This window comes from uncultured Ellagibacter sp., assembly GCF_934636505.1.
GTDB lineage: Bacteria > Actinomycetota > Coriobacteriia > Coriobacteriales > Eggerthellaceae > Ellagibacter.
Window position 1 is genome coordinate 1 of sequence record NZ_CAKUAL010000027.1, and the last position, 25,330, is coordinate 25,330.

At 60.4% G+C, this 25,330-nt stretch carries 23 protein-coding genes; 8 read left to right on the forward strand and 15 right to left on the reverse strand.

The features are described 5' to 3' along the window. A partial coding sequence (locus tag Q0G18_RS04625; protein ID WP_297150009.1) for a transposase occupies positions 1-258 on the forward strand: 258 nt, incomplete at its 5' end. A gap of 500 nt (positions 259-758) precedes the next feature. Here the strand turns inward: Q0G18_RS04625 and Q0G18_RS04630 are convergent. Both Q0G18_RS04630 and Q0G18_RS04635 read right to left on the reverse strand, forming a co-directional pair. Further along, on the reverse strand, positions 759-953 hold the full coding sequence (locus tag Q0G18_RS04630; protein WP_297150012.1) for a hypothetical protein: 195 nt from the start codon (positions 951-953) through the stop codon (positions 759-761). 419 nt (positions 954-1,372) lie between these two features. Beyond that, positions 1,373-1,582 (reverse strand): hypothetical protein, encoded by a 210-nt coding sequence (locus Q0G18_RS04635; RefSeq protein ID WP_297150015.1) that lies wholly within the window; start codon positions 1,580-1,582, stop codon positions 1,373-1,375. A 345-nt stretch (positions 1,583-1,927) separates the two neighbouring features. Between Q0G18_RS04635 and Q0G18_RS04640 the strand changes: the two genes are divergently transcribed. Further along, positions 1,928-3,628, forward strand: coding sequence for a SulP family inorganic anion transporter (locus Q0G18_RS04640; protein ID WP_297150018.1), 1,701 nt, complete (start codon positions 1,928-1,930; stop codon positions 3,626-3,628). 185 nt (positions 3,629-3,813) lie between these two features. Here Q0G18_RS04640 and Q0G18_RS04645 read toward each other — a convergent pair whose 3' ends face one another. The 11 genes from Q0G18_RS04645 to Q0G18_RS04695 form a co-directional block, all read right to left on the reverse strand. After that, positions 3,814-5,367, reverse strand: a complete 1,554-nt coding sequence (locus Q0G18_RS04645) for a DHA2 family efflux MFS transporter permease subunit (RefSeq protein WP_297150021.1) — start codon at positions 5,365-5,367, stop codon at positions 3,814-3,816. Positions 5,368-5,630: 263 nt separating this feature from the next. Further along, positions 5,631-6,215 (reverse strand): methyltransferase domain-containing protein, encoded by a 585-nt coding sequence (locus Q0G18_RS04650; RefSeq protein ID WP_297150024.1) that lies wholly within the window; start codon positions 6,213-6,215, stop codon positions 5,631-5,633. Positions 6,216-6,225: 10 nt separating this feature from the next. Next, entirely contained in the window at positions 6,226-6,978 is a 753-nt protein-coding gene (locus Q0G18_RS04655; protein WP_297150027.1) for an ABC transporter ATP-binding protein, read from the reverse strand. Beyond that, complete coding sequence (locus Q0G18_RS04660) at positions 6,978-8,075, reverse strand: iron ABC transporter permease (RefSeq protein ID WP_297150031.1); 1,098 nt, start codon at positions 8,073-8,075, stop codon at positions 6,978-6,980. The genes Q0G18_RS04655 and Q0G18_RS04660 overlap by 1 nt, the downstream gene beginning before the upstream one ends. Positions 8,076-8,086: 11 nt before the next feature. Beyond that, positions 8,087-9,217 (reverse strand): ABC transporter substrate-binding protein, encoded by a 1,131-nt coding sequence (locus tag Q0G18_RS04665; protein WP_297150033.1) that lies wholly within the window; start codon positions 9,215-9,217, stop codon positions 8,087-8,089. Positions 9,218-9,413: 196 nt separating this feature from the next. Then, entirely contained in the window at positions 9,414-10,229 is an 816-nt protein-coding gene (locus tag Q0G18_RS04670; RefSeq protein ID WP_297150036.1) for a hypothetical protein, read from the reverse strand. Between the two features lie 90 nt (positions 10,230-10,319). Beyond that, on the reverse strand, positions 10,320-11,054 hold the full coding sequence (locus Q0G18_RS04675; protein WP_297150039.1) for a DUF4428 domain-containing protein: 735 nt from the start codon (positions 11,052-11,054) through the stop codon (positions 10,320-10,322). 147 nt (positions 11,055-11,201) lie between these two features. Next, a complete protein-coding gene (locus Q0G18_RS04680) occupies positions 11,202-11,837 on the reverse strand; it encodes a response regulator transcription factor (RefSeq protein ID WP_297150041.1) in 636 nt (211 codons plus the stop codon). Continuing rightward, a complete protein-coding gene (locus Q0G18_RS04685; RefSeq protein WP_297150044.1) occupies positions 11,834-13,297 on the reverse strand; it encodes a hypothetical protein in 1,464 nt (487 codons plus the stop codon). Before Q0G18_RS04685 ends, Q0G18_RS04680 begins: the two co-directional genes overlap by 4 nt. A 4-nt stretch (positions 13,298-13,301) precedes the next feature. Next, positions 13,302-15,059 (reverse strand): histidine kinase N-terminal 7TM domain-containing protein, encoded by a 1,758-nt coding sequence (locus tag Q0G18_RS04690; RefSeq protein WP_297150046.1) that lies wholly within the window; start codon positions 15,057-15,059, stop codon positions 13,302-13,304. A gap of 136 nt (positions 15,060-15,195) precedes the next feature. Next, positions 15,196-16,557, reverse strand: a complete 1,362-nt coding sequence (locus Q0G18_RS04695; RefSeq protein ID WP_297150049.1) for an AAA family ATPase — start codon at positions 16,555-16,557, stop codon at positions 15,196-15,198. Between the two features lie 288 nt (positions 16,558-16,845). On the opposite strand from Q0G18_RS04695, the gene Q0G18_RS04700 reads away from it, so the two are divergent. From Q0G18_RS04700 to Q0G18_RS04720, 5 genes are all read left to right on the forward strand, one after another. Further along, positions 16,846-18,288 carry a hypothetical protein gene (locus tag Q0G18_RS04700; protein WP_297150052.1) on the forward strand — a complete coding sequence of 481 codons (1,443 nt, stop codon included), beginning with the start codon at positions 16,846-16,848 and terminating at the stop codon, positions 18,286-18,288. An 81-nt stretch (positions 18,289-18,369) separates the two neighbouring features. After that, entirely contained in the window at positions 18,370-19,704 is a 1,335-nt protein-coding gene (locus tag Q0G18_RS04705) for an SPFH domain-containing protein (protein ID WP_297150054.1), read from the forward strand. Between the two features lie 152 nt (positions 19,705-19,856). Then, positions 19,857-20,402, forward strand: coding sequence for an FmdE family protein (locus tag Q0G18_RS04710; protein ID WP_297150057.1), 546 nt, complete (start codon positions 19,857-19,859; stop codon positions 20,400-20,402). Continuing rightward, positions 20,402-21,442, forward strand: a complete 1,041-nt coding sequence (locus Q0G18_RS04715) for an iron ABC transporter permease (RefSeq protein WP_297150060.1) — start codon at positions 20,402-20,404, stop codon at positions 21,440-21,442. Before Q0G18_RS04710 ends, Q0G18_RS04715 begins: the two co-directional genes overlap by 1 nt. Then, positions 21,439-22,422 (forward strand): ATP-binding cassette domain-containing protein, encoded by a 984-nt coding sequence (locus Q0G18_RS04720; protein WP_297150064.1) that lies wholly within the window; start codon positions 21,439-21,441, stop codon positions 22,420-22,422. The genes Q0G18_RS04715 and Q0G18_RS04720 overlap by 4 nt, the downstream gene beginning before the upstream one ends. Positions 22,423-22,591: 169 nt before the next feature. Here Q0G18_RS04720 and Q0G18_RS04725 read toward each other — a convergent pair whose 3' ends face one another. Together Q0G18_RS04725 and Q0G18_RS04730 are read right to left on the reverse strand one after the other, a co-directional pair. Further along, positions 22,592-23,728, reverse strand: a complete 1,137-nt coding sequence (locus Q0G18_RS04725; RefSeq protein WP_297150066.1) for an ABC transporter substrate-binding protein — start codon at positions 23,726-23,728, stop codon at positions 22,592-22,594. A 224-nt stretch (positions 23,729-23,952) separates the two neighbouring features. Continuing rightward, positions 23,953-24,621 (reverse strand): GNAT family protein, encoded by a 669-nt coding sequence (locus Q0G18_RS04730; protein WP_297150069.1) that lies wholly within the window; start codon positions 24,619-24,621, stop codon positions 23,953-23,955. A gap of 274 nt (positions 24,622-24,895) precedes the next feature. Between Q0G18_RS04730 and Q0G18_RS04735 the strand changes: the two genes are divergently transcribed. Further along, positions 24,896-25,156 (forward strand): hypothetical protein, encoded by a 261-nt coding sequence (locus tag Q0G18_RS04735; RefSeq protein ID WP_297150071.1) that lies wholly within the window; start codon positions 24,896-24,898, stop codon positions 25,154-25,156. Positions 25,157-25,330 lie beyond the last annotated feature (174 nt).

Sequence of the window (25,330 nt, forward strand, 5' to 3'; positions counted from 1 at the left end):
TCGGTGAGCCAGTCCGGGCAGTTCGACAGCGGCGGCGGCCCCATAACCAAGCACGGCTCGCCGTACCTTCGCCGCGCGCTGTGGCTCGCGGCCAACCGCGCCAGGCAGCACGACCCGGGGCTGCGCGCCTTCTACGACAGGAAGCGCGCCGAGGGCAAGCCCCACCGCGTGGCCGTCACGGCCGTGGCGAGGAAGCTGCGCCACATCGTGTTCGCGGTGATGCGCGATCAGGTTCCGTACGACCCCGAAAGAGAATAGGGCCGGGCGAAACAGGAGCTCGCCAGGCGGCCTCGCCGCCCACTTCGCCATGCCCGAAAGCATTCGATATTCGGTTCTCAAGCTGCAACGTTCGGATAATAAATTGTTCTCGAAAACCTACGGTTTAGCCCTTGACTTCATATAGCTGGTCTCCTTCCGCCAATCCGAACTATCTTCCCGTGAGCATTCGTATGTCTAGTCGACAACGCAGCAAGCAATTGCGCCAAAAAACACGCACCGCGCCCCTCACCGTTCGCCACGCAACCCTTCTTCCCGGGCTATTTCGTAATAACAGCAAGCGACAGTTTTCGCATGGTTAGTTATGCCCTGAGACACGGTACACACGTGGCGCATGCCCGCCTTCTGCATGACCGGTAGTGTCGGGAATGTTGGTGGAAGCCGTTCTGGTAACGCGCCGCCGAAGGCAGCCCGAGCGAACGGCGAACCGAGACGGTGAGATGCTCCGACCTTCCCTCGAACCCGGGATCTAAGCGGTCATGCTACGCCGCATCCACCTTCTCCGCAAGCTCCAGACTCGCGAGGATCATCTTCCTGGCCGCTTCGGCGAGGTCGGCGGCGGGCCTGCCGGGCGCTTCGGGCCCTTTTCTCTTCCGCTTCTCGTCGTACAGCTCCTGCATCTTGTCGTAGGCGAAGTACCGCGAAGCGGACCACTGCTCGGGGACGGGGATGCACAAGCGGAGCCGAACGGGAGTCGAATCGCCCCTCGGAGCCGAACGGGAGCTGAATTATTTGACAAACGCTGGCGGCAGAAATGCACATAACAGACGCGTTTAAGGGAAGCGGCAACGCTTGAATAGCGCCCAAACAGTCCTTGGAATCGTGAGGAACTTGACCTGGGATTTTATCAAGTCTCTCTACTCGCTTTCTCCTAAGAGTCGGAGGATGACTCACATATCGCCGGTTTTTGTCCCTGAAGAGTCGGAATCGGAAAAGAACACCTGGCGGCAGGCAAACGAACGATTAGTACGCCAATTGTCGGTATAGCGACACGGCAACGCCCGCCGCCTGTGCGCGACGTCCCTTAAGGGCGCTGGTCACACCTTATTCGGGAAGCGGTTGCCGAAGCTCAAGGTAACACCACCCAAAGCCAACGCTACAGTTCGCGTTGGTTTTCCTCTTTTCCCAGTTCGCGCGCTTGGTATTCCGCCTCTATTTGCCGAGCGAACTCTTCCATCTTGCGCTCGCCTTCGCTTCGAATGCCGAAAAGCGTGCGGCCGCTCGATATGCGAGGCTGCTCATCGCCGCTCATCTGGATGCGGAGCTGCTCTTGAATGCGTTTCCATTTTTTCTCGAAGTCGTCCATGCGACCATGATAGCAGCGCTGGTGAACCGGCCAAGCGAAAAACCTCAATGCCGCTCGCCTTCGCTTTCGCACGCTACACTGTCGATTCTTGCGCGGCATGAGCAGCCACGTTGCCAAACCGTTAGAATACAAGACCCCGTTTCCATGCCTTTTGGCGACAACTGAAGAACTCAAATTCCACCCGGGATTGCCTGGGTGGAATTTTTCTGTCCCCAATACGGGATAGGGCAGTGCGCGCGAAAACGCCCGGGCGAGTCTTGCGCGACACGGAAGGCGGCGCGAAAACACCCGGGCGGGCAGCGCGCACAACAAAAACGAAAAACAACGAGGAGGAATCAAGCACCCTTGCAGCGCGACAAAATCAAACCGATCCTGTTCAGCATCATCAAGCATTCCACCAAAGAGGAGCTCAGGGAGCAGCTTCCCCGCGACATCGTATCAGGCATCGTGGTCGCCATCGTTGCGCTGCCGCTCTCGATCGCGCTGGCGATCGCATCGGGCGTCGGCCCTGAGCAGGGACTCTACACCGCCATTGTCGCAGGCTTCCTGATCGCCTTCCTCGGCGGCTCGCGCGTGCAAATCTCCGGCCCCACCGCCGCCTTCGCGACCATCGTGGCCGGTATCGTCGCGACCGACGGCATCGACGGGCTGGTGGCGGCGACGCTGATCGCAGGCGTGCTGCTTGTGCTCATGGGCCTGCTCAAGCTGGGCACCATCATCCGCTTCGTGCCCTACACCATCACCACGGGCTTCACGGCAGGCATCGCGGTGACCATCGTGATCGGCCAGCTGAAAGACTTCTTCGGGCTCACATATCCCGCGGGGACGGCAACCGTCGAAACGCTCGACAAAGTAACGGCACTCGCGGAAAACTTCGGCACCTTCAATTGGCAGGCGCTCGTGGTGGGCGCAGTGTGCCTGGCGGTGCTGTTTTTGTGGCCGCGACTGGGCACGCTGGGAGCCAAGGTGCCCAGCTCGCTTGTCGCCGTCATCGCGGGCATGATCATGGTGCCCCTATTCGGCATGAACGTGAGCACCATCGGCGATCTGTACACCATCAACGCCGGCCTGCCCGAGCCGCACGTGCCGCAGCTCTCGATCGATTTGTTGCGCGACCAGCTTCCCAACGGCATCACCATCGCCATCCTGGCCGCCATCGAATCGCTGCTTTCGTGCGTCGTCGCCGACTCAATGATCAGCTCGCACCACCGCTGCAACATGGAGCTTGTGGCCCAAGGCGTCGGCAACCTGGGCTCGGTGCTTTTCGGCGGCATCCCCGCAACGGGCGCCATCGCGCGCACGGCAGCCAACGTGAAAAGCGGCGGGCGCACGCCGGTCGCCGGCATGGTTCACGCGCTGGTCCTGCTCGCGGTGCTCGTGTTCCTCATGCCGTACGCAGCGCTCATCCCCATGCCGACAATCGCCGCCATCCTGCTGCAGGTGGCCTACAACATGAGCGGCTGGCGCAACTTCGCACACCTGTGCCACACGGCATCGAAGGGCGCGGTGGCCACACTTTTGCTCACGTTCACGCTCACCATCGTGTTCGACCTGGTGACGGCAATCGCCGTCGGTATGCTCATCACCGTGGTGCTGTTCATGAAGATGGTTTCCGAGGAAACCGAGGTCAAGGGCTGGAAGTATTACTGCGACGCCGACTCCGAGGTCACGCACTTGCGCGAGCTGCCCAAAAGCGTGCGCGTGTACGAGATCAACGGCCCGATGTTTTTCGGCATGACCGACCGCATTACCGATATCTCGGTGAAGGAGTTCACGAAATACCTGATCATCCGCATGCGCGGTGTACCATCGCTCGACTCGTCGGGAATGAACGCGCTCGAGAACCTCTACGACTACTGTAAGGAAAACGGCGTGAAGCTCATCTTCAGCCACGCCAACGAACAGCCCGTAAAGACCATGCGCCGCGCCGGGTTCGTCGATCTGGTGGGCGAGGAGCACTTCCGCCCGAACATCGACGACGCCATCGAGCATGCGCGCGAACTGATTGCAGCCGAGGAAGCCGCGAAGAGCGCGAAGGCGGCGTAAGAAGGGAAGGCAGCTTGGAGCGAGCCCAATGCGAAAGGCGGTCGAGCACAACGATGCCCGACCGCCAAAGAAGGGATTTTTTCAGGGCGCCCGACATTCGCCCTCTACGTTTAGGCCCCTCATAGGTCGAAACCAAGAGGAACGCACCTCGATGAGGTCAGCACCTACCGGCCGGAGCCGACACGCTACGCACGAACCCCCGACTTCGCTGCGTCGCGCGGAGAAGCCCCATCGCCCGTCGCGGCGGTTGCAGCCGAAGCCTTCGCAGCCGCACGAGCGGCGGCATGAGCGGCGGCAACCTCGCCCGTTCCCACGTTCACACGCTTCTTCACCTTGATGCACAGCGCACACGCGAAACCGATCACCGCAAGTGCGAGAGCGAACGCGAATCCCCAATGAGACCCCTGCGTGAAGGCGAGCGCCGCGTCGGTCCCACCTGCAGCAGCATAACTCGCCTGACCTGCGGTGAGAAGGCTTGTCGCCACCGCAGTACACACAGCTCCAAGCACCTGCTGCATCGTATTGAGAGCCGTTGATCCGTCGGTCGACAGGTTACGCGGCAACGACGAGAGCGCGTGCGTCTGACAAGGCGACATCGCAAGCGGGACACCAATCATCATGACAATATGGCAAGCGACCACGTAGGCAAGAGAAGATTCCGGCGTGGCGCAAAGCAGAGCCGCCGCACCCACAATGGATAATCCGAAACCGCACAGCGCAGGCCCGCGCGCGCCGATCCGGTCGTAAATGCGACCGGCAACCATGCTCACGAGCGCGTTCACGACGCCGCCGGGCAACATGACCACGCCGGTCAGTGCCACCGCCAGCAGCATGCCGCTCTGGTAGAACTGCGGCAGGATGTACATCGCGGAAAGCGTGACCCCGAAATTGACCATCATGCACACGGCACCGACGCGAAATCCCTGATGAGAAAAGATGCGCACATCGATGATCGGCGTCTCCATGGTAAGCTGACGACGCGCATACAGCGCTAGGCACACAGCACCCGCAACGAGCGCAGCCAGCACGACAGGGGAAGTCCATCCGTACGAGCTCGCCATCCCAGCCCCGAACACGACGCCGCCGAAACCCACAACCGAAAGCACGATGGACAGCCCATCGATCGAAGGCTTGGTCAACTTGTAGGGATTCACCTCGAACTTCAGCGCAAAGACGATTCCCACAAGAGCAATCACCGCGAAGCTTGCGAACACGAGGCGCCACGAGCCGGCACCCACAAGCGCGCCCGCGAGCGTGGGGCCGATAGCAGGCGCGAACATGATGACAAGCGCGCTCGTTCCCATGGCGGCGCCGATCTTATGCGGGGGAATCACTTCGAGCACCATGGCAAACATGATGGGAAGGACAAGCCCCGTGCCGACCCCCTGCATCGCGCGCCCGACGAGCGCCACGGCAAACGAGGGGGCAGCAGTGCTCACAATTGCGCCGACGAAGAAGGCGCCCAGCGCGAACACGGTGAGCTTTCGCGCAGAAAACCACTTCATGAGCAGGCCCGCAAGCGGCAGAACCACGCCGATCACAAGCATGTAACCCACCACAAGCCATTGCGTGACGGAAACGTCGACACTGAATGCCATCGACAGCTGCGGCAGGGCGATATTGAGCGCGGTCTCACTGTACATTCCAGCAAAGCCGCCGCAGAAAAGCCCCATGAGGGCAAGATAAGGATGCGCCACCTCAACACGGGCGCGAGGAAGATTTGCATTGTTCGAAGTCACTATCTCAATTGCTCCTTTCTTAGGGGTGATACTCGCCAAAAGCCCACGTCAGCATAAAAAAGTGGTCGCAACATGCTCGTTGCGACCACCTCTGCATAACGTATGCAGCGTCTCACTGCGCCTTTTGACTACCTCAAGTTAAGCACAAATCGAAAGCGCTTCGTAAGCGAAGACTTTGTGGATTTCTGCGAATTGCAGGCGCCACAGCGCGATTCGCGTGCGCACGCCTCCTGCCGCCCTTAAGAGCCAGGCGCAGACAAACGCTACCTCCGAACACCGGAGAACGCGTAGAAGCCCGGCGTGTCCACCAGCGCCTCGATTTCGAACTTGTCTGCCCAAAGAGCGCTCTCCTCGCTCGCTGCGCGCAGGCCGCAGCTCACCCCCGCGGCATGTGCCTCGTGGTGGCGGTTGATGACGTCCCTGCCCGATCCGTGGGCAACGACAAAGCGTCCTCCTGTCTTGACCAGGCGGTACACTTTCTCAACCAATGCGGCCTTCTCGAAGAAGTGGGGATAGGCGTTGTAGATGACCACGGCGTCGAAGCGCTCGCTTTCATCGAGCGAGAGCACATCTTGGGCACGGAGCTCTACGGAAGGTTCGTGGCCGAACTTTTCCTTCGCACGCTCGATCATATTCTCCGACACGTCGACCGCCACGATCTTTCCCGCTTTGGCCGCAAGGTAGAAGGGGATCATCACGCCCGTGCCGCACCCCAAATCGAGCACCGAGTCGCCCGGCTTCAGATCGACGAGCGAGAGCACCGCCCCCTGCACGCGACTTTCTCCCGAACAGCCGCTCTCATCCCAGCTGCCCGCGCGCTCGTTGAAGTACGCTGCTACCTTGTCCATAACAATCCCTTCATCGCGGAATGACCACCGGTCTCCCGCCGTGCTCGATAATGTCTGCGTCCATGCCGTAGATCCGCTTGATACGCTCGGACGTGACGCATTCTCGCCCGCCTGCGGCATCGACCTTGCCGTCTTTTAGGAAGAGGAAGCGGTCGCAATAGCGAATCGCCAAGTTGATGTCGTGCATGACCGCGCAGGCGGCGATGCCGCGCTCGTCGACCTCACGGCGAACCTCCCGCATGACCTCCTGCTGGTTGGCAGGGTCGAGGTTGTTGGTCGGCTCATCGAGCAGAAGCGTCTCGGCCTGCTGCACGAACGCCCGCGCGAGAACCATTTTCTGGTACTCTCCGCCCGAAAGCTCATCGGCATAGCGCAACGAGTAAGCGGAAAGCCCCAGCCGCTCGAGCGTCTCGCGGACAACAACATGGTCGGCCTCCGTCGGCGCGCCCTGCATGAGAGGATGGCGCCCGACGAGCACCGAATCGTAGACCGTCAGGCGGTTCGCGTGGCTGTGCTGGGCGACAAGCGCGACCTTTTGCGCCCGCGCGCGCCGCTTGACCTCGCCCATGGGCACGCCGTCGAGAAGCACCTGCCCCGCATCGGGTTTGCGCAGTCCCATCAGGCATGACAGAAGCGTCGACTTGCCGCACCCGTTCACCCCGAGAATCGCCGTGAACGATCCCGGAGCAAGCTCGATCGACACGTCGCGCAAAACGGGAGTTCCCGCCCGATAGGAAAAGCCGAGCCCACAGGCTGTAAGCATCAGCGGCTCACCCCCCGAAACAACAGATAGATGAAGATCGGCGCGCCGACGAACGAGGTAATTGCGGAAATCGGCAAGATCAGCGGCGCCACGACAACGTGGCAGAGGATATCGGACACCAGCAGCATTCCCGCGCCGGCGAGCGCCGAGGCGGGAAGGAGGAAGCGGTAGTCAGCCCCGAGCACACGGCGCATCACGTGCGGCGCGACCAGCCCAACGAAGTTGACGATTCCGCAAAAGGCGATCACCGTCGAGGCCGCCGCACTTGCGACCAGCATGTTCGCGAGGCGCACGCCGTTCACGGAGATGCCCAAGCTGTGGGCGAGGCCTTCTCCTGACTCGATCGCGTTCATGGCCCAGCGGTTCGCAAAGAAGAACACAGCGCTCACCGCGGTGACGAGCACCATCACGGCGAGCTGGCTTCTGCTCACGCGGCCCAGATCGCCGAATGTCCAAAAGACCACGGCAGCGACCTGGGAGTCTTCTGCAAAGTATTGCACGATCGTAGTACCTGCGGTGAACAACGCCGACAAGGCAACGCCGAGCAACACGATGCTTTCAGGGGTCATCTCGCGCACGCGCGATAAAAGCAAAATCACCACCGTCGAGAGCATCGCGCCCGCAAACGCGAAGAGCGCCGTCGTTACGGGGTCAGCGGTCGAGATGCCCTCGTAAGCGGCGGACGCGCCCGCACCACCTGCGAAGACGATGATTGCAAGCGAGGCACCGAACGCAGCGCCCTGCGAGATACCGAGCGTGCTCGCCGAGGCAAGCGGGTTGCGCAGGACGCTTTGGTAGGCGCACCCCGCAAGCGCGAGCGCCACCCCGGCGACGATAGCCGTCAAGACGCGGGGGAGACGAATGTTTTGAACTGCGGCGACGGTACGCACATCGCCCTGCCCGAAGACCGCGCGCACCACATCGAGAGGGGCGATCTGAAGCGAGCCCATAGTCATCGAGAACACGGCGATGCCGACAACCGCAACAAGGAGGACGACGAGTACGAGGCGCTTGCGCCTGATATAGCCCGCATACGCGTCACGGGGTGCTTTCCCCTCGCCGGGCAAGCTCGCAGTTGTAATTTTGTCCTCTTCCATAAGCGGCTATTCTAGCTGAAAGAAAGCGTCGTGAAGCCCATGCCCGCATTCTTCATGGTTTGATAGAAGTCGACGCCGAGAAGCGTGGTGTAGATCTCGGAATACTTTGCATCCAGATCGACGTCGGCGAACTTGTCGGGGTAGATGGTCGCACCGATGAAGTACGTGTCGCAGATGCCCGTGTCGATGTTGGTACCGTTGAAATTAAAGAACGGCTGCGTGTAGAGGTGGCCCTCCTTGAATGCCTTCAGGTCATCGAAGAAGGCCTTGTTGTTGGCGTAGTCCGTCTTCATAAGGTCCATGTTGCCCGCGTTCAAGAACATGAAGTCGGGGTCCCAGTTGCCGATCTGCTCGAGGTCGACGTCGATGGCGGCTTTCTGGCCCGTCTCGTCGGCGACGTTTTTCGCACCGAGCTCGACGAGCGGGGCGTAGTTCGCGTACGTGCCGGTGAAGCTCTTCGCACCCTTGTAATTGACGGCGCCCACGTAGACGCTCTGCTTGTCGGCATCGGAGATGTCGGCCGTGCGCGCCTTCAAGTCGGCGTCCCACTCCTTGAGCTTCGAGACGACCTCCTGCGCGTGGTCCTGCGTGCCCAGCGCCTCGCCGACGCAGGTGATCGAGGTATAGACGTTGTCGGTGAACAGCTGGTTTTGGTAGGTGATGCCGATGACCGGGATGCCCGTGTCCGCCTGGAGCGAGTCGCACTCTTCAGCGCTGCGGCTCGAGATGATCACGTCGGGTGCGAGCTCCATGAGCTGCTCCTTGTTGACGTTCGTCTCGAGCAGATGGTTTCCGTTGCTCGTCGCCGGCAAGTTGACGAAGAGGTCTTTGTACGCAACCGCATACGGACGGTTTAAGGCTGGCTCGGTTTCCATCTCGGTCGCAGCGATGAGCTTGTCCTGCCCGCCCGCGTACACGACGAAGCGCGCGCCGCTGCCGACGGTCGCCGCGCTTTGGACATCGGCGGGAACCTCAACGCTTCGACCGTAGGCGTCGACCACCGTCTTCGTCGCCGCGGCGTCCTGCGCTCCCTCCGACGAGCCCGTGCCCGCAGGTGCGGAGCAGCCCGCAAACGCAAGCAGGCACGCGCACAGGCGGGCCGCTATGGCAACCGCGCCGCATGCTCTCATTCTCTTCAACATGAGCTTCTTCCCTTCGCTTTGAATCGTATCGAATCGCTGCGACAGATAGTAACACGATTATTTAATTCGTAACATCCCTATTCCGAGAGCGGCGCCCCGAACAGAGCAAAGCGCCGCGCCCTTTTTCGGGACGCGGCGCCTTTTTCGTCAGCTCATCTGCGCCAGGTGCAGGCGAGCTGCTATCGAAGCTATTCCGCTACGGCATCGTAACCTGGAACGTCACGATCTCGTCGTAGGTCTTGGAATTCGTGACCTCGAAGGAGCCCTGCACGTTCACGAGGTCATCGATGCTCTTGATGCTGTCGTCCATGAAGGTCATGAACGTCTCCGCGTACGCGTTCGGCTGAATCGTCTCGTAGATGTAGGGGCTGATCATCTTGCCGTTCACCGTCCAGGTGCCGTAAGAGCCGCTGAAGTCGATCGCCGTGTCGGCGCTCTTGTTCGTGATAACCAGGGTATAGCCGCAGGAATCGAGCCAATCCTGCTTCTTGTCGACAACCATCACAGAGATGTTGTCGTCGCTGTAGATTTCCTTATCGATGGCCTGGACCGCCTGATCGTCCGTCGCGCTCGAGCCAGAGGTGGCGCCATCAGAGGTAATCGAGCTCGACCCTAAGTCCTTGACCTCGTCGCTTGTCTTCTTGAACTTCATGCCCTCGCCATCGACCTCGATGGAAAGCACGCCGTCCTTGATCGTCGCGTCAACGCTGTCGCCCTCGATCGTCAGGGACACCTTGTCCGCCGACTTGGCGTCCCAGGTGCCGTCGAGCGACTCGCCGAACATGCCAAGTTTGAACGTGCCGTCCTCGGCGAAGGTCGCCTCGACGGTGAGGCCGAACGCCTTCATCATGGCCAGGTCGTCTTCGGAAGCACCCGTGAGCTCGGAGAGCTCCCACGTTCCGATGACCGCCTTCTTAGGATCGGCCTTGTCGCCTCCGCCGCAGCCGACAAGCGCAAAGCACAGCGCAAAAGCGAATGCGACAATTCCCAATACCTTCAACTTCGATTTCATGGTAGCACTTCCTTCCCGAATAGCTTTCCCATTCCAACCACTCTATCGTGCACGCCAGAGCTTTTCGCCCCGACGATGGTGCCCGCGGTGTTAAAGCCCGATCGCGCCGCCGCAGAACTCGCAGCGCCCGTTCGCGTCCGGCATCGTGGTGGCCCCGCAGAACGGGCAGGTCACTGCTGCCTTCGGAGCCTTCGCCGCCGCAACGTTCTCGCGCACCGTCTCGCGCAAGCTCGTGAGTGCCTCGCGGATCTCGTTGGCCTGGCGCTCCACCTCGCGGAATTCCACGGAATAGCGCTCCTCGATGCGGCTATCGTTGACCTTGAAGGTGATCTCGTCGAAGTAAGGCGAGTTCACGTGAATGGTGAGGTACACGTCGTAGTCGATGTCGTAGCGCGGCGGGTCGTAACTTTCCCGGTGGCCTTCGGAGTCCTCGCGATAGATTTCGGTGCGGGTCTCGCGAACCTCCGAATCGCACCCGGTAACTTGGGAGAAGTCCATCACGTCCGGGTTCGCATCGCGCCACCGCGATGAGGAGGTGACGATGAAGCACTGCGCGTCCTCGTCGAGGAGCACCTTGGTGTCGCCGCCGAGCGTGCGCGTCGTGTTGAACCCCGCGACGCGGTCCTTGTTCGCCTCGCGGTAGTCGAGCTGCTCGCGGATCTGCTCGACGGTCGAGCGCCTGCGCTCGCTGAAGAAGGGGGAGAGCTTATTGGCGCACTCTTTGCACAGGTTGCCGTCTTCGAGCTTCCTGTTGCCGAGCAAGCCGATTTCCCCTCCGCAGATATCGCAGCTCTTCTTCTCGAAGATCTTTCCAAACAATCCCATACCCGCACTCCTTCCCGCGCATCCAACGAAGTTTTCGTTGATTTCATGGTGAGGGAAAGGAACCTCCGCGGCAACGACCCTATGGCCCGCAGCGCGGCGCAAAGTGCGACCGCGTGGCCATTTCGTGCGGAAAGGGAAGGATGCGATTTAGCGCGTCTCCTGCTCATCGCGCATTTTCGGGACGATGAGCCCGCTTGAGACCGCATGGACCGCAAGGCGCAGGATGTTGTCGTAGCCGGTCTTCGCGAGAATCTCGGAGATGTGGCGCTTGACCGTGCCCTCGGACAGGAAGAGCTCTTGCGCGATTTCCTTGCGCGTCTTGGTCTCGCACACGAGGCGCAGGATATCGACCTCCACGTCGGTCAGCGCCGCCGCGTCCGAGAAGATGCTCTGCTGGGCGCGCGGGAAGGTGGAGTAGCCTTCCATCGTGGAGCGGATGATGCCAAGAAGGTCGCTCGTGCCGACATTTTTGTACACGAAGCTGTCGACGTGCGCGGCGCGGGCCTGCTCGATGAAGGTGATCTCGGGCATGCCCGTCATGATGACGACGCGCACCTCGGGATGAGATTCCTTGATGCGGCGCGCAGCAACGATACCGCTCGAGTCGTTTTCGGTACACACATCCAGAAGCGCGCAGGTGGCGCCCGTCTTCTCCACTTCATCAAGCGCGAAGGCGGCATCGGCGAGGGAAGCCACGACCTCCATGTCGGGCTGCGCGTCGATGGTCTGGGCGAGCGAGTCGCGCAGCATGGTCTGGTCTTCTACGATGACGATCTTGATCATTGGTCCTCTCCTTCATGCGGCGGCGCGCACGGCGCCTGGGCCTCGATGGTGAACGGGGAAGTAGATACGATGGAAAGCGTGCCGCCCACGCGCGCGAGCGTCTGGCGCATCGAGGGGAAACCCGTGCCCTCGCGCACCTCTCCGCGCGCGGCGGCCCCGTCGTTTTGAACGGAAAGCGTGTAGAAACCTGACGATTCGCCCAGGCTCACATCGACCCGGTGCGCCTGCCCGTGCTTGGCTGCGTTGGTCGCGGCTTCGCGGACGACGTCGACGAAGGCGATGGCGACCTCGGGGCGGCAGGGAAGCGGGCCTTCCACCGAAATGACAATTCCCACCAGGGAAAACGAGCTCTCAATTGCGCGAAGGGCGCCCTCGGCGTCGATGTCGTCGGGCTCGGCAAGATCTTTCACGACCGTGCGAGCGAGGTCAACCACGCATGCAAGCTTCGCAAGGTCGGGGTCGTCGTCTTCCAGATAGCGGTGGAGGATGGACAGGCGCTGACCGACGGTGTCGTGCACGCGCGAGCGCATGCGCAAGATCGCCTCGTTGCGCGAGACTTCGCGCGCGTTCTCGACGGCCGCGACAAGCTCGGTGTTCGCCACATCGAGAAAATGGTTCATGCGCTCGATGTCGGAGTTGATGGACTCCTCCTCGGTCACGTCGAAAGCCACCATCCGGCGGTACTCCTTGTGGCCGAGCCGCACCCGATCGCGCATGAAAAGCCGCGTCTCATCGGGGGATATCTCAAGACGAATGCCTTCCGGCAAAACCGCGTCCGCGCGCCCTTCCGCCTTGTTCGCCATCTCTTCGAGGTCATCCCACACCCCGCGCGTCTCAGCAAGGTCACCCGCAAAACCGAGCGCGGTCAGACACGAGCGCATCGACTCGTTCATGAAGAGGATGCGCCCCTCGTCATCGGCGCAGATGATGCCCTCAGGCAGTGCCCGGATAGAATCGATGATCGACAGCCGCGAAACGGAGCGCCGCCCGGCACGCACATCGAGGGTAAGCGCAGCTCCCACGCGGAAGACGAAGAACGCCGCATCGCCGATGAGGAGATACGGCACCAGATGACCCAGCATATCGATGGACGGCGGGGTGGTGAGCGCCATGAGGGCGATCTCACTCGTCATGATGGGGCGTCGGTAGGCAATCGCCAGCGCAAGCCCCAAAAGCGCCGCCACGGCGTCTATCCACAGAAGCGACTCAATGGGGAACGAGAACGCCTTCAGACGAAACAGCGCCACGCCGTAGCCGCTGTGGACGCTGTTCGCCGTAGCCGCCGCAAGCAGCAGATGCGCGAAGAGCAGCACCTCGTAGAGTTTGACGAGAGAGAAGGGACGCGCGCCGCGGCGCGTCGAGAGGAAGAGCACATGGAGAAGCTGCCCTCCCGCGGCGACGTAGAACGACACCACGAGCGCAACGATCACGGGGGTATCCAGCTCGAAGAGAAAACCCATGCGATCACCTTCCCTCGAGTGAAACCGAGAGGCTTACGCTGTCCCTCGACGTTTCCAACGTGAAGGCCGCATGTTGCGAAATCAGCGATTTTCGCAGCTCATCGAGCGATTCCTGGAATCTCGGCCCCACGGCGCCGTCCGATTCGAGAGCGGCACGCATCTCCACCTCGCCCGACTGCCCATCGCGCACGAACAGCATGAGAACCGGGTTTCTCGCCGAGAACGCCGCCGCCGCGAAGTCGTAGAGGCAGTCGTAGAGCACGCTCACCGTAGCCGCAGGGAGCACCTCCGATGTCTCCACAAGTGCCGCGCACTCGATGTCGAGCGAGCGCAAATCGGCAGCCGTCTCGTTGAAGACGAGCTCAAGCCGCTCGCGGTTGAAGTCGGGGTCGCTTTTCTCCGCCAAGATAAGCCCGCCCTTGCGCTTGCAGTACGCAACGAGCAGCTTCACCTCCATGAGCCGTTCGCGACGGGCGGCCGCGGAGGCGGGGTCGCTTCCCTGCGGCAGGTCGTCGAGCAGCTCGCTTATGCGCTGCGTCTTGCTTTCGAGTGCACGCTCGATCTCAGCAAACAGCGCGCGGGCGTCCTCCTGGCGATGGAGCGTCATCGCGAGCTCCCGATCGCGCTTGAGCATGGCGTTCGCGCGCCGCAGCTTCGCCTGGCGCTCGGAAAGCAGGCGCCTGCGCTCATCGAGCGCCGTCATGTCCTCGGACAAAAGCGCGACGCCGCCCACCACCGAATACACCTTGAACAGCGTCGAGGGAACGGCTGACGTGCGAAACGACACGATGCCGTAGCGCGGGGTCTCGATTTCCCCGAGCGTCGTTCGCGCGGCATCGGGAATCTCAGTCGCGGCGGTGGTTTGGTACACAACGTCTCGCTCGCGCGAGAGGATTTTCAAATCGAAGGGGAGTTTTGAGAAGAATTGGTCATATCGGGCATATGAGGGAAGGATTCCCAGGTCAAGCGATAGTTCGAGCGCAACAATAACCAAGATACTATAGACGAGGGCAATGTTCGTCGAGAATAGCCCCGCCTTGCGAGCGATGAACAGCGCAAAGTACGCCGCACCCACGCCAAGGATGATGGCCATCGGCAGAAAGGCGCTTTTCAGTTGGGTCCGAGCAGCGGGAAATGCCGCCGCGAAAAAGCCCACGTACTGCACAAGCGCCCACGCGGTCACGCACCAGTAACCCGCCTGATAGGTGTAATCCATGCTCCAATGCGGATCGGATAAGTCGAACGCGAACACGAGGTGGTGGTAGTTGTTCGTCAGCACGAGCACGCAGAACACCGCGTCGATAGCCCAAGCAATGCTGACAACCCTTTGCCATGCAACATGCCGATCAAGGGCGGCGGCGTGAAGGGCGCTTGTCAGGAAGAACGTGGGGATGAACATCATCGGCACGTAGTAGAAATACCACATGATGGAGGCAATAAGGTCGCTTTTCACGGGGTATTTCAGCAGCACGTCCAAAAGCCAGGCGGCAAGAAGGGCGGCGATAATCTTCAAATTACCCCGAATTTTTATGTCCGAGCAGCGCAAATGCACGGAGAATCCCCAGGCGACACAGCCCGAGCCCGCCAAGATCATCAGTCCTGCCGTGCTCGACGGGCCGCTTCCCGGAAGACCGAAGAAGCGGATTTCCGCCTGAGAAGCCAGCTGCACGACGGCGAGCGCGACCCCAAGAACAAGGGCGAAGATGGCCCATGCCGCCACTATCCGCCCCTTGAGCGGGTCTGTTCCGCTTGCACGGCCCATCCGAGCTCCTTTTCCGCCTCGCACGATCCCCTTTTATCCAAGTATACCTTGAGCGCCCTATCAAACGATGGCCGCACGGCCAACCGAGCCGCGTTTTTTTGGCCGTATGGCACAGCAGGCAGGGGATCCGGGCAAGTTACAGGCAAAAGCCCATGTACAGCGGGAGATACACCCGATCCTGCTCGACCTTCATTTGCTTCGGATGCAGCACATATTGGGTACCGATTTTCTTATCGAATCTCTTCTTGAATCGATCGAGCGACGTAGTCCCATATTGCCTGGGAGACTTCACTTCGATTGGGGAGATCCTTGGCTTGCCCGCAGCGTTCGAATAGGGCTTTTGAATCAAGAAGTCAATCTCCATTCTCTCTTCACCCTCAGATTTCCCCGATTGGGAATAGAAAAACAGATTATGACCGCCCGCAACAAGCATTTGGGCAACGATATTTTCCGTAAGCATCCCCTCGTTTATCCCAATTTCCCCGCGCAGGACCGTTCGGTAGACGCTCTCCTTGACGCCCAGGTCATCTGCGAAGGCGAGGCTGACGAGAAGCCCTGTGTCCGCCATGTAGCACTTAAGCGACGTCTGGTCCATGCTGAGTGAAAGACCCACACTCGGATCGCAGGACGCATAGCACAGGTTGGCAATGCGAGCATCCGCCAGCCAGAAAAAAGCCTCTTCGTATGACCGCATACGCGCGCTCTTGCTAATCGAACTTAAGGTGAACTTTTTCTCACGCTTCGACAATTGTCCGGGGATGCCGTCCAGGATCGATACAACCTTGAACTCGTATCCTCGAGCAAACCTTGCCACATCGTTTCGGTAGAGCGATAAAATGCGCCTCTTTTCCTTGTCTACAGCAACGAAGCTCCTTTGAGCAGCATAGACGTCCACGGGCTTCGGCATACCTCCAACAAGCATGTATTCTCTCAGCAGCCCCAACGCCTTACGGTGGAGCACATCGGGAAGGGGCTTTAGCTTATTGAACTGGCTTTTGATAAGGTCTGCCAGCTGACGTTCCCCCATAGCCCAAAGAAATTCTTCGAAGTCGAGCGGACCGAGCTCGAACGCCTCTTCCTCAGAGGGAATCACAATATCTGAGACATTCTGCTTGATGGATAGCAACGACCCCGTCTCGATGTAGTCGTAGCGGCCGTCAGCGACAAGATACTTGATAAGACCTCGGGCGGAAGGGCACATCTGGACCTCATCGAAAACGATGAGGGTATTCCGTTCGTGCAGCTCAACGCCATAGAAGGTTGAAAGATAGAGAAAGAGTGTATCGAGGTCGGCCCGATACTCCGAAAAGTATCCCCGCACCTCATCAGGAGCCTGGAAGAAATCAATGATGAGGCAACTTTCGTACTCGTTTTCGCCGAACTCCTTGACAAGGGTGCTCTTCCCCACGCGGCGAGCGCCCTCGATAAGGAGCGCGGTAGCCCCCGAGCTCGCATTCTTCCATTCGAGAAGCTTATCGTATGCTTTGCGTTTCAGCATTGTTCCTCCATTTTTTGCACGACGCGCAAAACTATTTGCCTACAGATTAGCACGATGCGCAGAACTTTCATATGCGAAAACTGCACGATGCGCAGAACTATGGGGGACAAGGACGCCATTTGCCGCAAGAACAGCTATCTTCCTGCGATGGCCGCGCGGCCAACCGAGCCACGTTTTTTTGGCCGCATGGCACAACGAAATTGACAACGAAACCGCGCGGATGGACGCGCATAAAGTATCATGGGGGCGAACAATGAAACTGCAGCCGCCTACGTCGGAGGTCAGCCAATGGCAACTGAATCGGTAAACTACCAGTGCCCTTCATGCATGGGTCCTTTGCACTTCGAGGGCGCCGACGGAAAGCTGCACTGCGACTACTGCGGCGGAGCCTTCACACCCGCCGAAGTCGAGGCCGCCTATGCCGCCAAGCAGCAGAAAGCCGATGCACAGGCCGAGAGCGACACCGAGCGGGCAGAGGCAGGGGAGCGAAGCGACTTCGAGCGAATGGGCGACGAAGCGGCAGGCGCGGCATCGGTGCTTACCAACGAGACGATTTCCGCCGCGAAAGAAGTCTCCGCAAGCGCGAGCGACCCCATCCAGGCGTACCTTTCGCGCGCCTCATGGAACGAGGACGAGCGCGAGGGAATGCGCTCCTTTACGTGTTCCTCTTGCGGCGCCGCGGTCACGGTCGATGCGACCACGGCGGTCTCGGAGTGCCCGTACTGCGGGAACCCCGCCGTCGTGCCCGGCACCTTCTCAAACGATGCGAAACCCGATTTCATCATTCCCTTCAAGGTGAGCAAAGAAGAGGCGACTTCCGCACTTACCTCGTACTACAAGGGCAAGAAGTTCCTTCCCAAAGAATTCGTGCAGAGCAACCGCATCGCGCACATGCAGGGCGTCTACGTGCCGTTTTGGCTCTACGACGGGAACGCCGAGGGAAGCGCAACCTACGAGTGCAAAAACACCCGCGTCTACACCTCGGGCGACGAGGAAGTCACCGAGACCGACGTCTACGAGGCGTACCGCGAGGGATCGCTCGACTTCGAGCGCATTCCCGCCGACGGCTCGGCGAAGATGCCCGACGCGCACATGGACGCGATCGAGCCGTTCAACTTCGACGAGCTCGTGCCGTTCTCAGTGGCGTACCTGCCAGGGTATCTGGCCGAGCGCTACGACCAGGAGGCCGGCACCTGCCAGCCGCGCGCCATGCGGCGCATGAAGGGCAGCTTGGAAGACGAGCTGCAGGCCACCGTGACCGGGTATGACGACGTCACGCAGGAGTCGATCAACGCGAACAGCGAGATCACCGGGCTTTCCCAGGCGCTTTTCCCCGTGTGGCTTTTGCACACGCTCTACAAAGACGAGGACTTCCTGTTCGCCATGAACGGCCAGACGGGGCGCTTCATCGGCGACTTGCCGGTGTCGCCTTTGAAGGTGGTGCTGTGGTTTTTGGGCATCTTCCTCGTGTGCATGGCGATCTTGATCGGACTCGACGTATCGGTGTTCCAGTTCGACGACGAGCTCACGAGCGTGCTTGTCGACTTCGGAATCCCGCTCGCCATCGCGACCTTCGTGTGCATCGCCTTCTACAATCAGATGAAGACGGCCCGCGAGCAGACCGACGCGCGGGGCTACATCACGATGGAAGGGCTCACGCTCACCGGGTCCAATGACCGGTACGTGACGACCCACATCACGCGCGTACGCATCAGCAAGGACGACGACTAGCGGCAACTACGGGGCACGCAGCTTCGGACGTACGCCCCGAGCGAATATACGATCAGGCAAAACGACGGAAAGGAAACGATCATGGGTCTTCTGAAAGCGGGCGCGGGCGCCCTGGGCGGCGTACTTGCCGATTCTTGGCGCGACTATTTCTACTGCGATGCGCTCAACGCCGACACGCTGGTGGTCAAGGGCACGAAGCGCACCTCCGACAAGGGCCGCTCTTCGAACACCAAGGGCGAGAGCAACATCATCTCCGACGGCTCGATCATCGCCGTGGCCGACGGCCAGTACATGATCGTCGTCGAGCAGGGCGCGATCGTCGATGCATGCGGCGAGCCTGGCGAATTCGTGTTCGACAACTCTTCCGAGCCGAGCCTGTTCTTCGGCGACGACAAGATCACCGACCGCATCAAGACGGCCTTCGAGCGCGTGGGCGGCCGCTTCACCTTCGGCGGCGACACAGGCAAAGACCAGCGAGTGTACTTCTTCAACAAGAAGGAGATCATCGGCAACAAGTACGGCACGGCAACGCCGGTTCCTTTCCGCGTCGTCGATGCGAACATCGGCCTTGACGTTGACATTTCGGTGCGCTGCAACGGCGAGTACTCCTACAAGATCACCGACCCGCTGCTGTTCTACAAGAACGTATGCGGCAACGTGGAGGAGCCCTACACGCGCGACAAGATCGACTCGCAGCTGAAAAGCGAGCTTCTGACGGCGCTGCAGCCCGCCTTCGCGAAGATTTCCGCAATGGGCGTGCGCTACTCCGCCGTGCCCGCGCACACCACCGAGCTCGCCGACGCCCTCAACGAGGTGCTCTCCGAGAAGTGGGCCGACCTGCGCGGCATCGAGGTGGCTTCCTTCGGCGTGAACACGATCGCCGCGTCCGAAGAGGACGAGCGGATGATCAAGGACCTGCAGAAAGCCGCGGTCATGCGCGACCCGGCTATGGCTGCTGCGAACATCGCCGCTGCTCAGTCCGACGCGATGCGCACGGCTGCCGCGAACGAGTCGGGCGCCATGGCGGGCTTCATGGGCATGGGCATGGCGAACATGGCTGGCGGCATGAACGCCGGTAGCCTCTTCAACCAGCAGGGCGGTGGCGGCACGCCGCAAAGCCAGTACAACGTTGCTGCAGGCGGCGGATTTGCTACCGGCAACGGCGGAGGCAACGGCGAAGGCGGCTGGACGTGCTCGTGCGGCGCGCAGAACACCGGCAAGTTCTGCAGCAACTGCGGCTCTCCCAAGCCCGCGCCCGCCGGCAGCTGGACCTGCTCGTGCGGCGCCGAGAACACGGGCAAGTTCTGCAGCAACTGCGGCTCGCCGAAGCCCGCTCCCGCCGGCAGCTGGACGTGCTCCTGCGGCGCCGAGAACACGGGTGCGTTCTGCGGCAACTGCGGGTCGAAGCGGCCGTAAGTTATTAGGGACCGAAACTAACCGTTCACTGGCGGGAGGACGCACTTGATGCGCGCCTCCCGCCAGTTGCATTTCAGCCGTAACACGAATTTCGAAAAAGTGTTACACTTACCCTCGACGCGTTCACAAACGACAACGAGGGAGAGCCGAACATGTTGACTCAAGAACACCTGGATAAGGTCGCCGCCTTTCACGGTCATATCTGCCCGGGCATGCTCATCGGGTTCAAGGCCGTCGAGGGCGCAATCGCGCAGCTCGGCCTTAGCGACGAGGCGCTGCCCGCAGTCGACGAGGAAATCGTCGCCGTTGTGGAAAACGATGCATGCGGCGTTGACGCCGTGCAGGTGCTGCTCGGCTGCACGTACGGCAAGTCCAATCTCATCGCGCGCATCCGCGGCAAGATGGCGTTCAGCTTCTTCAGCCGCGACACGGGCAAAAGCGTCCGCCTGGTCCTCAAACCCGAGTGCGGCGAAGGCCTGACGCGCGACGAGTACACCGAGTACCTGTTCACCCATCCCTACGAAGAGCTTTTCGACGTGAAGGAGCCCTTCTACGAGCTGCCCGAGCCCGCGCGCCTGTTCGCTTCGCAGCCGTGCGCCAAGTGCGGCGAGAAGACGGCAGAATTCGGTCTCCGCGTGCAAAACGGGCAGCTGGTCTGCCGCGATTGCTACGACGCATACCAGCGCGAAGGATTCTAATGCCGAATATCACCGTCGCACGCAAGAGGCAGGAGCGACGTTATGTTCTCTGCATCGTCGCTATGGTTGCTACCTGCCTCGTTGTTGCCGTCGTGGAACTATCGGTGGGAGCGCTGCAAATCAATCCGATCGACAGCGTCCTCGCACTGTTCGGCATCGGGTCCGCACAGGACGTGAACACCATACAATCGATCAGACTGCCCCGCACGGCATGCGCCATCGTAGCGGGCGCTGGCTTGGCGCTTGCCGGTGCGGCACTGCAAAGCGTACTGGAAAACCCCTTGGCCTCCGCCTCGACAGTCGGAATCTCCCAAGGTGCAGCGTTCGGCGCGACGACGGCAATCCTGGTGATCGTGCCGACTGTGTTCGGCTCCTCATCTGAGATGGGCATGACGGCTATCGCTCTGTGCGCGTTTGTGGGAGCTATGGTGTCGAGCGTGGTAGTGCTACTGTTCTCGCGCATGGGACTCGCCACACCGGAGAGCATCATCTTGGTGGGCGTCGCGCTTTCCGCACTGTGGGCGGGCGCTTCCACCATCATGCAGTACTTCTCCGACGATCTTAACCTGACGAAAGTCATCTTTTGGCAGTTCGGCGATCTAGGACGCGCGACTTGGCCGCAAATCGGTTTCATGGCGATCGTCGGATCGCTGTGCAGCGTGTACTTTTTCCTGAACCGCTGGAACTACAACGCGCTGCAAAACGGCGCCCATGTGGCGGGCGGGCTCGGCGTCGACGTCGCGCGAACGCGAACAGTGGGCGTGTTCGTCGCCTCGCTCATGGCTGCGACCATGGTGTCATTCATCGGCCTGGTCAACTTCATCGGCCTGATCGCTCCGCACATCGCAAGAAAGTTCGTGGGCAATGACTACCGCTTCCTTTTGCCTGCGTCGCTGGCGCTGGGTGCAACAATCATGCTCGCATCCGACCTGGTCGCACGCATGATTATCTCACCTGTGATCCTGCCGATCGGCGCGATCACATCGTTTCTCGGTGCCCCGTTGTTCCTTTTCCTGCTCTACAAGGGGTACAAGCGATGAGCGAGGCAAAGGAGAGGACCGTGGCGAACGAGCAGAACGAGACGCTTCACTCGCATATGCACGAGCACGCCGACGGCACCGTGCACAACCATTTTCATCGCCATGCGGGCGGCAGGGAGCCGCACGTGCATGACGTAGGCCCCCATGATGAACATGCGCATGCGGAAGGGGAGGCACTGCCTGAGCACGCCCATCGCCACAACCCCGACCACAGTCTGATCCTCGAAGCGATAAACGTCGCCTTCGCTTTCCCTCATGTGAGTAAGCCCGTTTTCGAAGAGCTATCTTTCGAAGCCCATGCGGGAACGATGACCGCTATCTTGGGGAACAACGGCGCGGGTAAGTCCACGCTGCTGAACCTGCTGGCGAGCATCGCAACCCCGTCAGCAGGCGAGGTGCGCGTAGGCGGCAGGAACCTTCGGGGGATGAACAGGCGCGAGACGGCGCAGCATATCGCCTACGTAACCCAGCAGCAACGAATTCCACACTTGAGCGTATACGACGAGGTGCTGCTTGGCCGCAAGCCGCACGTGTCGTGGAGCATCAGCGAGCACGATCGCGCCGTGGTGGCGGCGGCGATCAAGCGGATGGAGCTTGAGCCGTTCGTCGACCGCTATTGCGACGAGCTATCGGGAGGCGAGCGGCAGAAAGTCTACATCGCGCGCGCAATCGCACAGGAGACCGAAGCACTGCTGCTCGATGAGCCCACAAGCGCGCTCGACCCCAAAAACCAGATGGAGGTGCTCCAGGTCGTCCGTGATATCACCACGCAGGCATCACTTGCCACGGTCATGGTCATCCACGACGTCAACCTGGCACTGAGATTCTGCGACAGGTTCGTGCTGATGCGCAACGGGGAAATCATCGCGCGTGGGGGAATCGACGCGGTAACCGACGAAGCGCTATCCCAAGCCTACGATATGCCCATGCGCATCGTGGAGATTGACAACGCGAAGCTGGCGATCCCGAGCGCAAGCTAATCGGCAAGCCATGCCCCGGGCAGAACTTGAAGCATGGTCGCGAATGCGGGGCAGGGCAGCCCCAAAAGGAAGAACCCCGCACGTGGCGGGGTTCTTCCTTTTCCGATATGTTCAGGGGGTCGGAAAGCAAATTGGGATGCGGACCGAACACCGGCTCGCCCCTTTTAGCCTACATAGCCATCAGGTCATACTTCTGAAAGCTTAAGCCTTCTGCCGCAAGATCTTGAGAGAGCGGGGCCCCCAAGAAGAAGTTCGTGATCTCGTCGAGCTTCTTGGCGGAATCAATGTCGGAGAACTGATCAGGGTAGACGCAGCTGCCAACGTGATAGCAATTGGCGATGGCCAGCTCGACGTTAGTCGCATAGAAGCGATACGAAACAAGCGAGAACACGTTGCCATCTTTGATCGCCTTCAAGTTGTTGAAGTAGTCGGGGTTGGCCACGACGTCCTCCTTGACCAGACCGAGATTGCCGCCCTCGATGAAGACATAATCAGGCTGCGCCGCAGTCACGGCTTCGAGGTCGATGTCGAAGCAGCCGCTATCATGCCCAGCATCGGCGATATTGGTGATGTTGCAAATGGAGAACGGGGCGAACCCTGCCTCGGTGCCTGAAAATCCATGGCCACCGCGGAAGCTGACGCCAGCCGCATACGCAGTCTTCTTCTGGACATTTGCAGTGCGGTCCTGCAGGTCCTTTTCGGTGTCCTTCATATACCCGATAAGCTCTTGACCACGGTCTTCCTTGCCCAAAACCTTGCCAAGCAGCGTGATATTGTCGTAGAGCTTCTGGTCGAACACGATATCGCTCATGGTGACGCAGACAACCGGGATGTTGGTCTTCTGCTGCAAGCTGTCAGCAGAGTCCTTGTCGAGGTTGGCGATAATGACCTGCGGCGCGGCGGCGATGATCGCCTCCTCGTTGGCGGTCACGCCCTTTGACCCACCTTCCCCGATAACAGGAAGCTTTGCGAACGTGTCATGGTTTACGTGGCGGTATGCGCAGGTCACAGAATCTTCCTGCTCGGATTTTTCCACGCCGACCACCTTATCGGCCGCCTGCATATAGCAAATCATGCGAAGCGACGAGGCGCCGACGCCGATAACCTTGTCGACTTCTCCAGGCACTTCAACCGTGCGTCCAACCATATCGGTGACAGTTTGCGTGCTGGGGGCGGATGCCTCGCTGGAGTTCGACGTTGATTCGGAGGTCGCATTCGGCGACGAGCATCCCGCGAGTGCGAGAATACCCGCTGCCAGCGTGGCGGCGAAAACCACAGCGAGCAGCTTGCGTAGATTCTTTCCCATTGATATCCCTCTCCTTGATGGATGATGCTATTCCAGTGTAACACGGATTTTGAATTCGTAACACTATGAAGTAACACGAATTTGTGATTAGTGTTACCGAGGGAGGTTGCACCTTTACTTGTTCTGCCTGCAAGAAATATGGAAAGACATGGCGCATTTCTCAGCTGGCGTCTTGGCGCATCCGAGCACGGAGCGGACAAAAAGCATGGGCGACCTGGGGAAATCTACTCGTTTGCTTTCTGCATGCCCTCCCACGAGCTTTTCGTGAGCACCGACACCTGCTGCGTGCGCACTACGCCCGTGACGGGGTTGGTCGCCTCCTCGCGCCGCACGAGCTGGAAGCCGAGCTTGTCCTTCGCGCGGGCAGACGTCGCGTTTTCCACGAAGTTGCAGACCCAGATTGCGGAAAGCCCGCGCTCGCCGAAGCCATAGCGCAGCATCGCGCTCGCCACTTCGGGGGCGATCCCGAAGCCCCAAAAGGGAGCAGCGAGCCAGATTCCCATTTCCCGATCGTTTTCCCCGATTGCGCAGTTGGCATGGTCGGGCTTGACGAACCTGATGCTGCCGATGGGGTTTAACGAGGTCGAAGCCACCTTTTTGCGCTCGCGCAAGAACGCACGACCGGAAAATCCGCGCGTCATGTCGCCGAAGTCGGCCGCGCCCTCGATGCGTGCGATGGCGGCCGAGTCGAACTCCTCGGGATGCTTTGCGCAGATGGCGAACGTGTCGGGCGCGCAGTACACGGCGTGAAGGACCTCGCGGGCGTGCTCGACGCTCACATACGGCGCCCAGTTGGCGGGAGGCCCCACCCGCGGATCGCTTGCCCAACGGAAGAGCGTCGGCGCATCGGCATCGCACCAGGGACGTAAGATGAACCGTTCGGTTTCGAGCATGGGACCCTCCTTGCCGGTGGGGGATTCGAACAGGCGCGGCGCCCGAAATAGAGGGAGCTGCTTTGCGGTTCCGGATGGCCTCTGTACAAAAACGACGATAAGTTGTGCGGAAATCGTCTACGTGACAGATTATCAGCCTTTTCGCCCAAAGACAGTCCCCGCTATCGTCCTATTTGGGGAATAATTCGCTAAATATTGATAGATACCTACCTTCTGCCGCGAGGCCCAGCGCCTGAAGCTTGCAAGCGAGATGGGCCGGGGACAGGAAGACGCCGTGTTCGTGTTCGACGAACCGACCATCGGTCTGCACCCGCGCGACGTCGAGACACTGCTCGGCGTGTTCGGGCGGCTTGTGGAGCAGGGCGCCACCGTGGTGGTGGTCGAGCACGACCTCGACTTCATCGCCAATGCCGACTACGTGATAGACATGGGACCTCATGGCGGGAGAGGCGGCGGGCGCATCGTGGCGTGCGGCACGCCTGTGGAAATCGCTGCGAACCTGGAAAGCATCACCGGTCGCTACCTGGTGCTTTAGCAGATTTCTTACCTATATGTATGATTTTTCCAATTACACGAAAATCTTACGTATTCGTATGATAATATTTCAAATCAGAGTTTCAGCACCTATACGCAAGAATCGAGCAGTGATGACAATCAGTCGCGACCAAATCATGGCGTGCGGAACAAGGGTTATGGAGTGCGCTTCCCT

Coding starts and splice junctions, on each gene's coding strand:
- Q0G18_RS04720 (WP_297150064.1), top strand. CDS start 21,439: ATGAGCGAGGCAAAGGAGAGGACCGTGGCGAACGAGCAGAACGAGACG.
- Q0G18_RS04655 (WP_297150027.1), bottom strand. CDS start 6,978: ATGCTTACAGCCTGTGGGCTCGGCTTTTCCTATCGGGCGGGAACTCCC.
- Q0G18_RS04710 (WP_297150057.1), top strand. CDS start 19,857: ATGTTGACTCAAGAACACCTGGATAAGGTCGCCGCCTTTCACGGTCAT.
- Q0G18_RS04680 (WP_297150041.1), bottom strand. CDS start 11,837: ATGATCAAGATCGTCATCGTAGAAGACCAGACCATGCTGCGCGACTCG.
- Q0G18_RS04725 (WP_297150066.1), bottom strand. CDS start 23,728: ATGGGAAAGAATCTACGCAAGCTGCTCGCTGTGGTTTTCGCCGCCACG.
- Q0G18_RS04695 (WP_297150049.1), bottom strand. CDS start 16,557: ATGCTGAAACGCAAAGCATACGATAAGCTTCTCGAATGGAAGAATGCG.
- Q0G18_RS04690 (WP_297150046.1), bottom strand. CDS start 15,059: ATGGGCCGTGCAAGCGGAACAGACCCGCTCAAGGGGCGGATAGTGGCG.
- Q0G18_RS04650 (WP_297150024.1), bottom strand. CDS start 6,215: ATGGACAAGGTAGCAGCGTACTTCAACGAGCGCGCGGGCAGCTGGGAT.
- Q0G18_RS04700 (WP_297150052.1), top strand. CDS start 16,846: ATGGCAACTGAATCGGTAAACTACCAGTGCCCTTCATGCATGGGTCCT.
- Q0G18_RS04715 (WP_297150060.1), top strand. CDS start 20,402: ATGCCGAATATCACCGTCGCACGCAAGAGGCAGGAGCGACGTTATGTT.
- Q0G18_RS04665 (WP_297150033.1), bottom strand. CDS start 9,217: ATGTTGAAGAGAATGAGAGCATGCGGCGCGGTTGCCATAGCGGCCCGC.
- Q0G18_RS04635 (WP_297150015.1), bottom strand. CDS start 1,582: ATGGACGACTTCGAGAAAAAATGGAAACGCATTCAAGAGCAGCTCCGC.
- Q0G18_RS04660 (WP_297150031.1), bottom strand. CDS start 8,075: ATGGAAGAGGACAAAATTACAACTGCGAGCTTGCCCGGCGAGGGGAAA.
- Q0G18_RS04730 (WP_297150069.1), bottom strand. CDS start 24,621: ATGCTCGAAACCGAACGGTTCATCTTACGTCCCTGGTGCGATGCCGAT.
- Q0G18_RS04685 (WP_297150044.1), bottom strand. CDS start 13,297: ATGGGTTTTCTCTTCGAGCTGGATACCCCCGTGATCGTTGCGCTCGTG.
- Q0G18_RS04675 (WP_297150039.1), bottom strand. CDS start 11,054: ATGGGATTGTTTGGAAAGATCTTCGAGAAGAAGAGCTGCGATATCTGC.
- Q0G18_RS04670 (WP_297150036.1), bottom strand. CDS start 10,229: ATGAAATCGAAGTTGAAGGTATTGGGAATTGTCGCATTCGCTTTTGCG.
- Q0G18_RS04705 (WP_297150054.1), top strand. CDS start 18,370: ATGGGTCTTCTGAAAGCGGGCGCGGGCGCCCTGGGCGGCGTACTTGCC.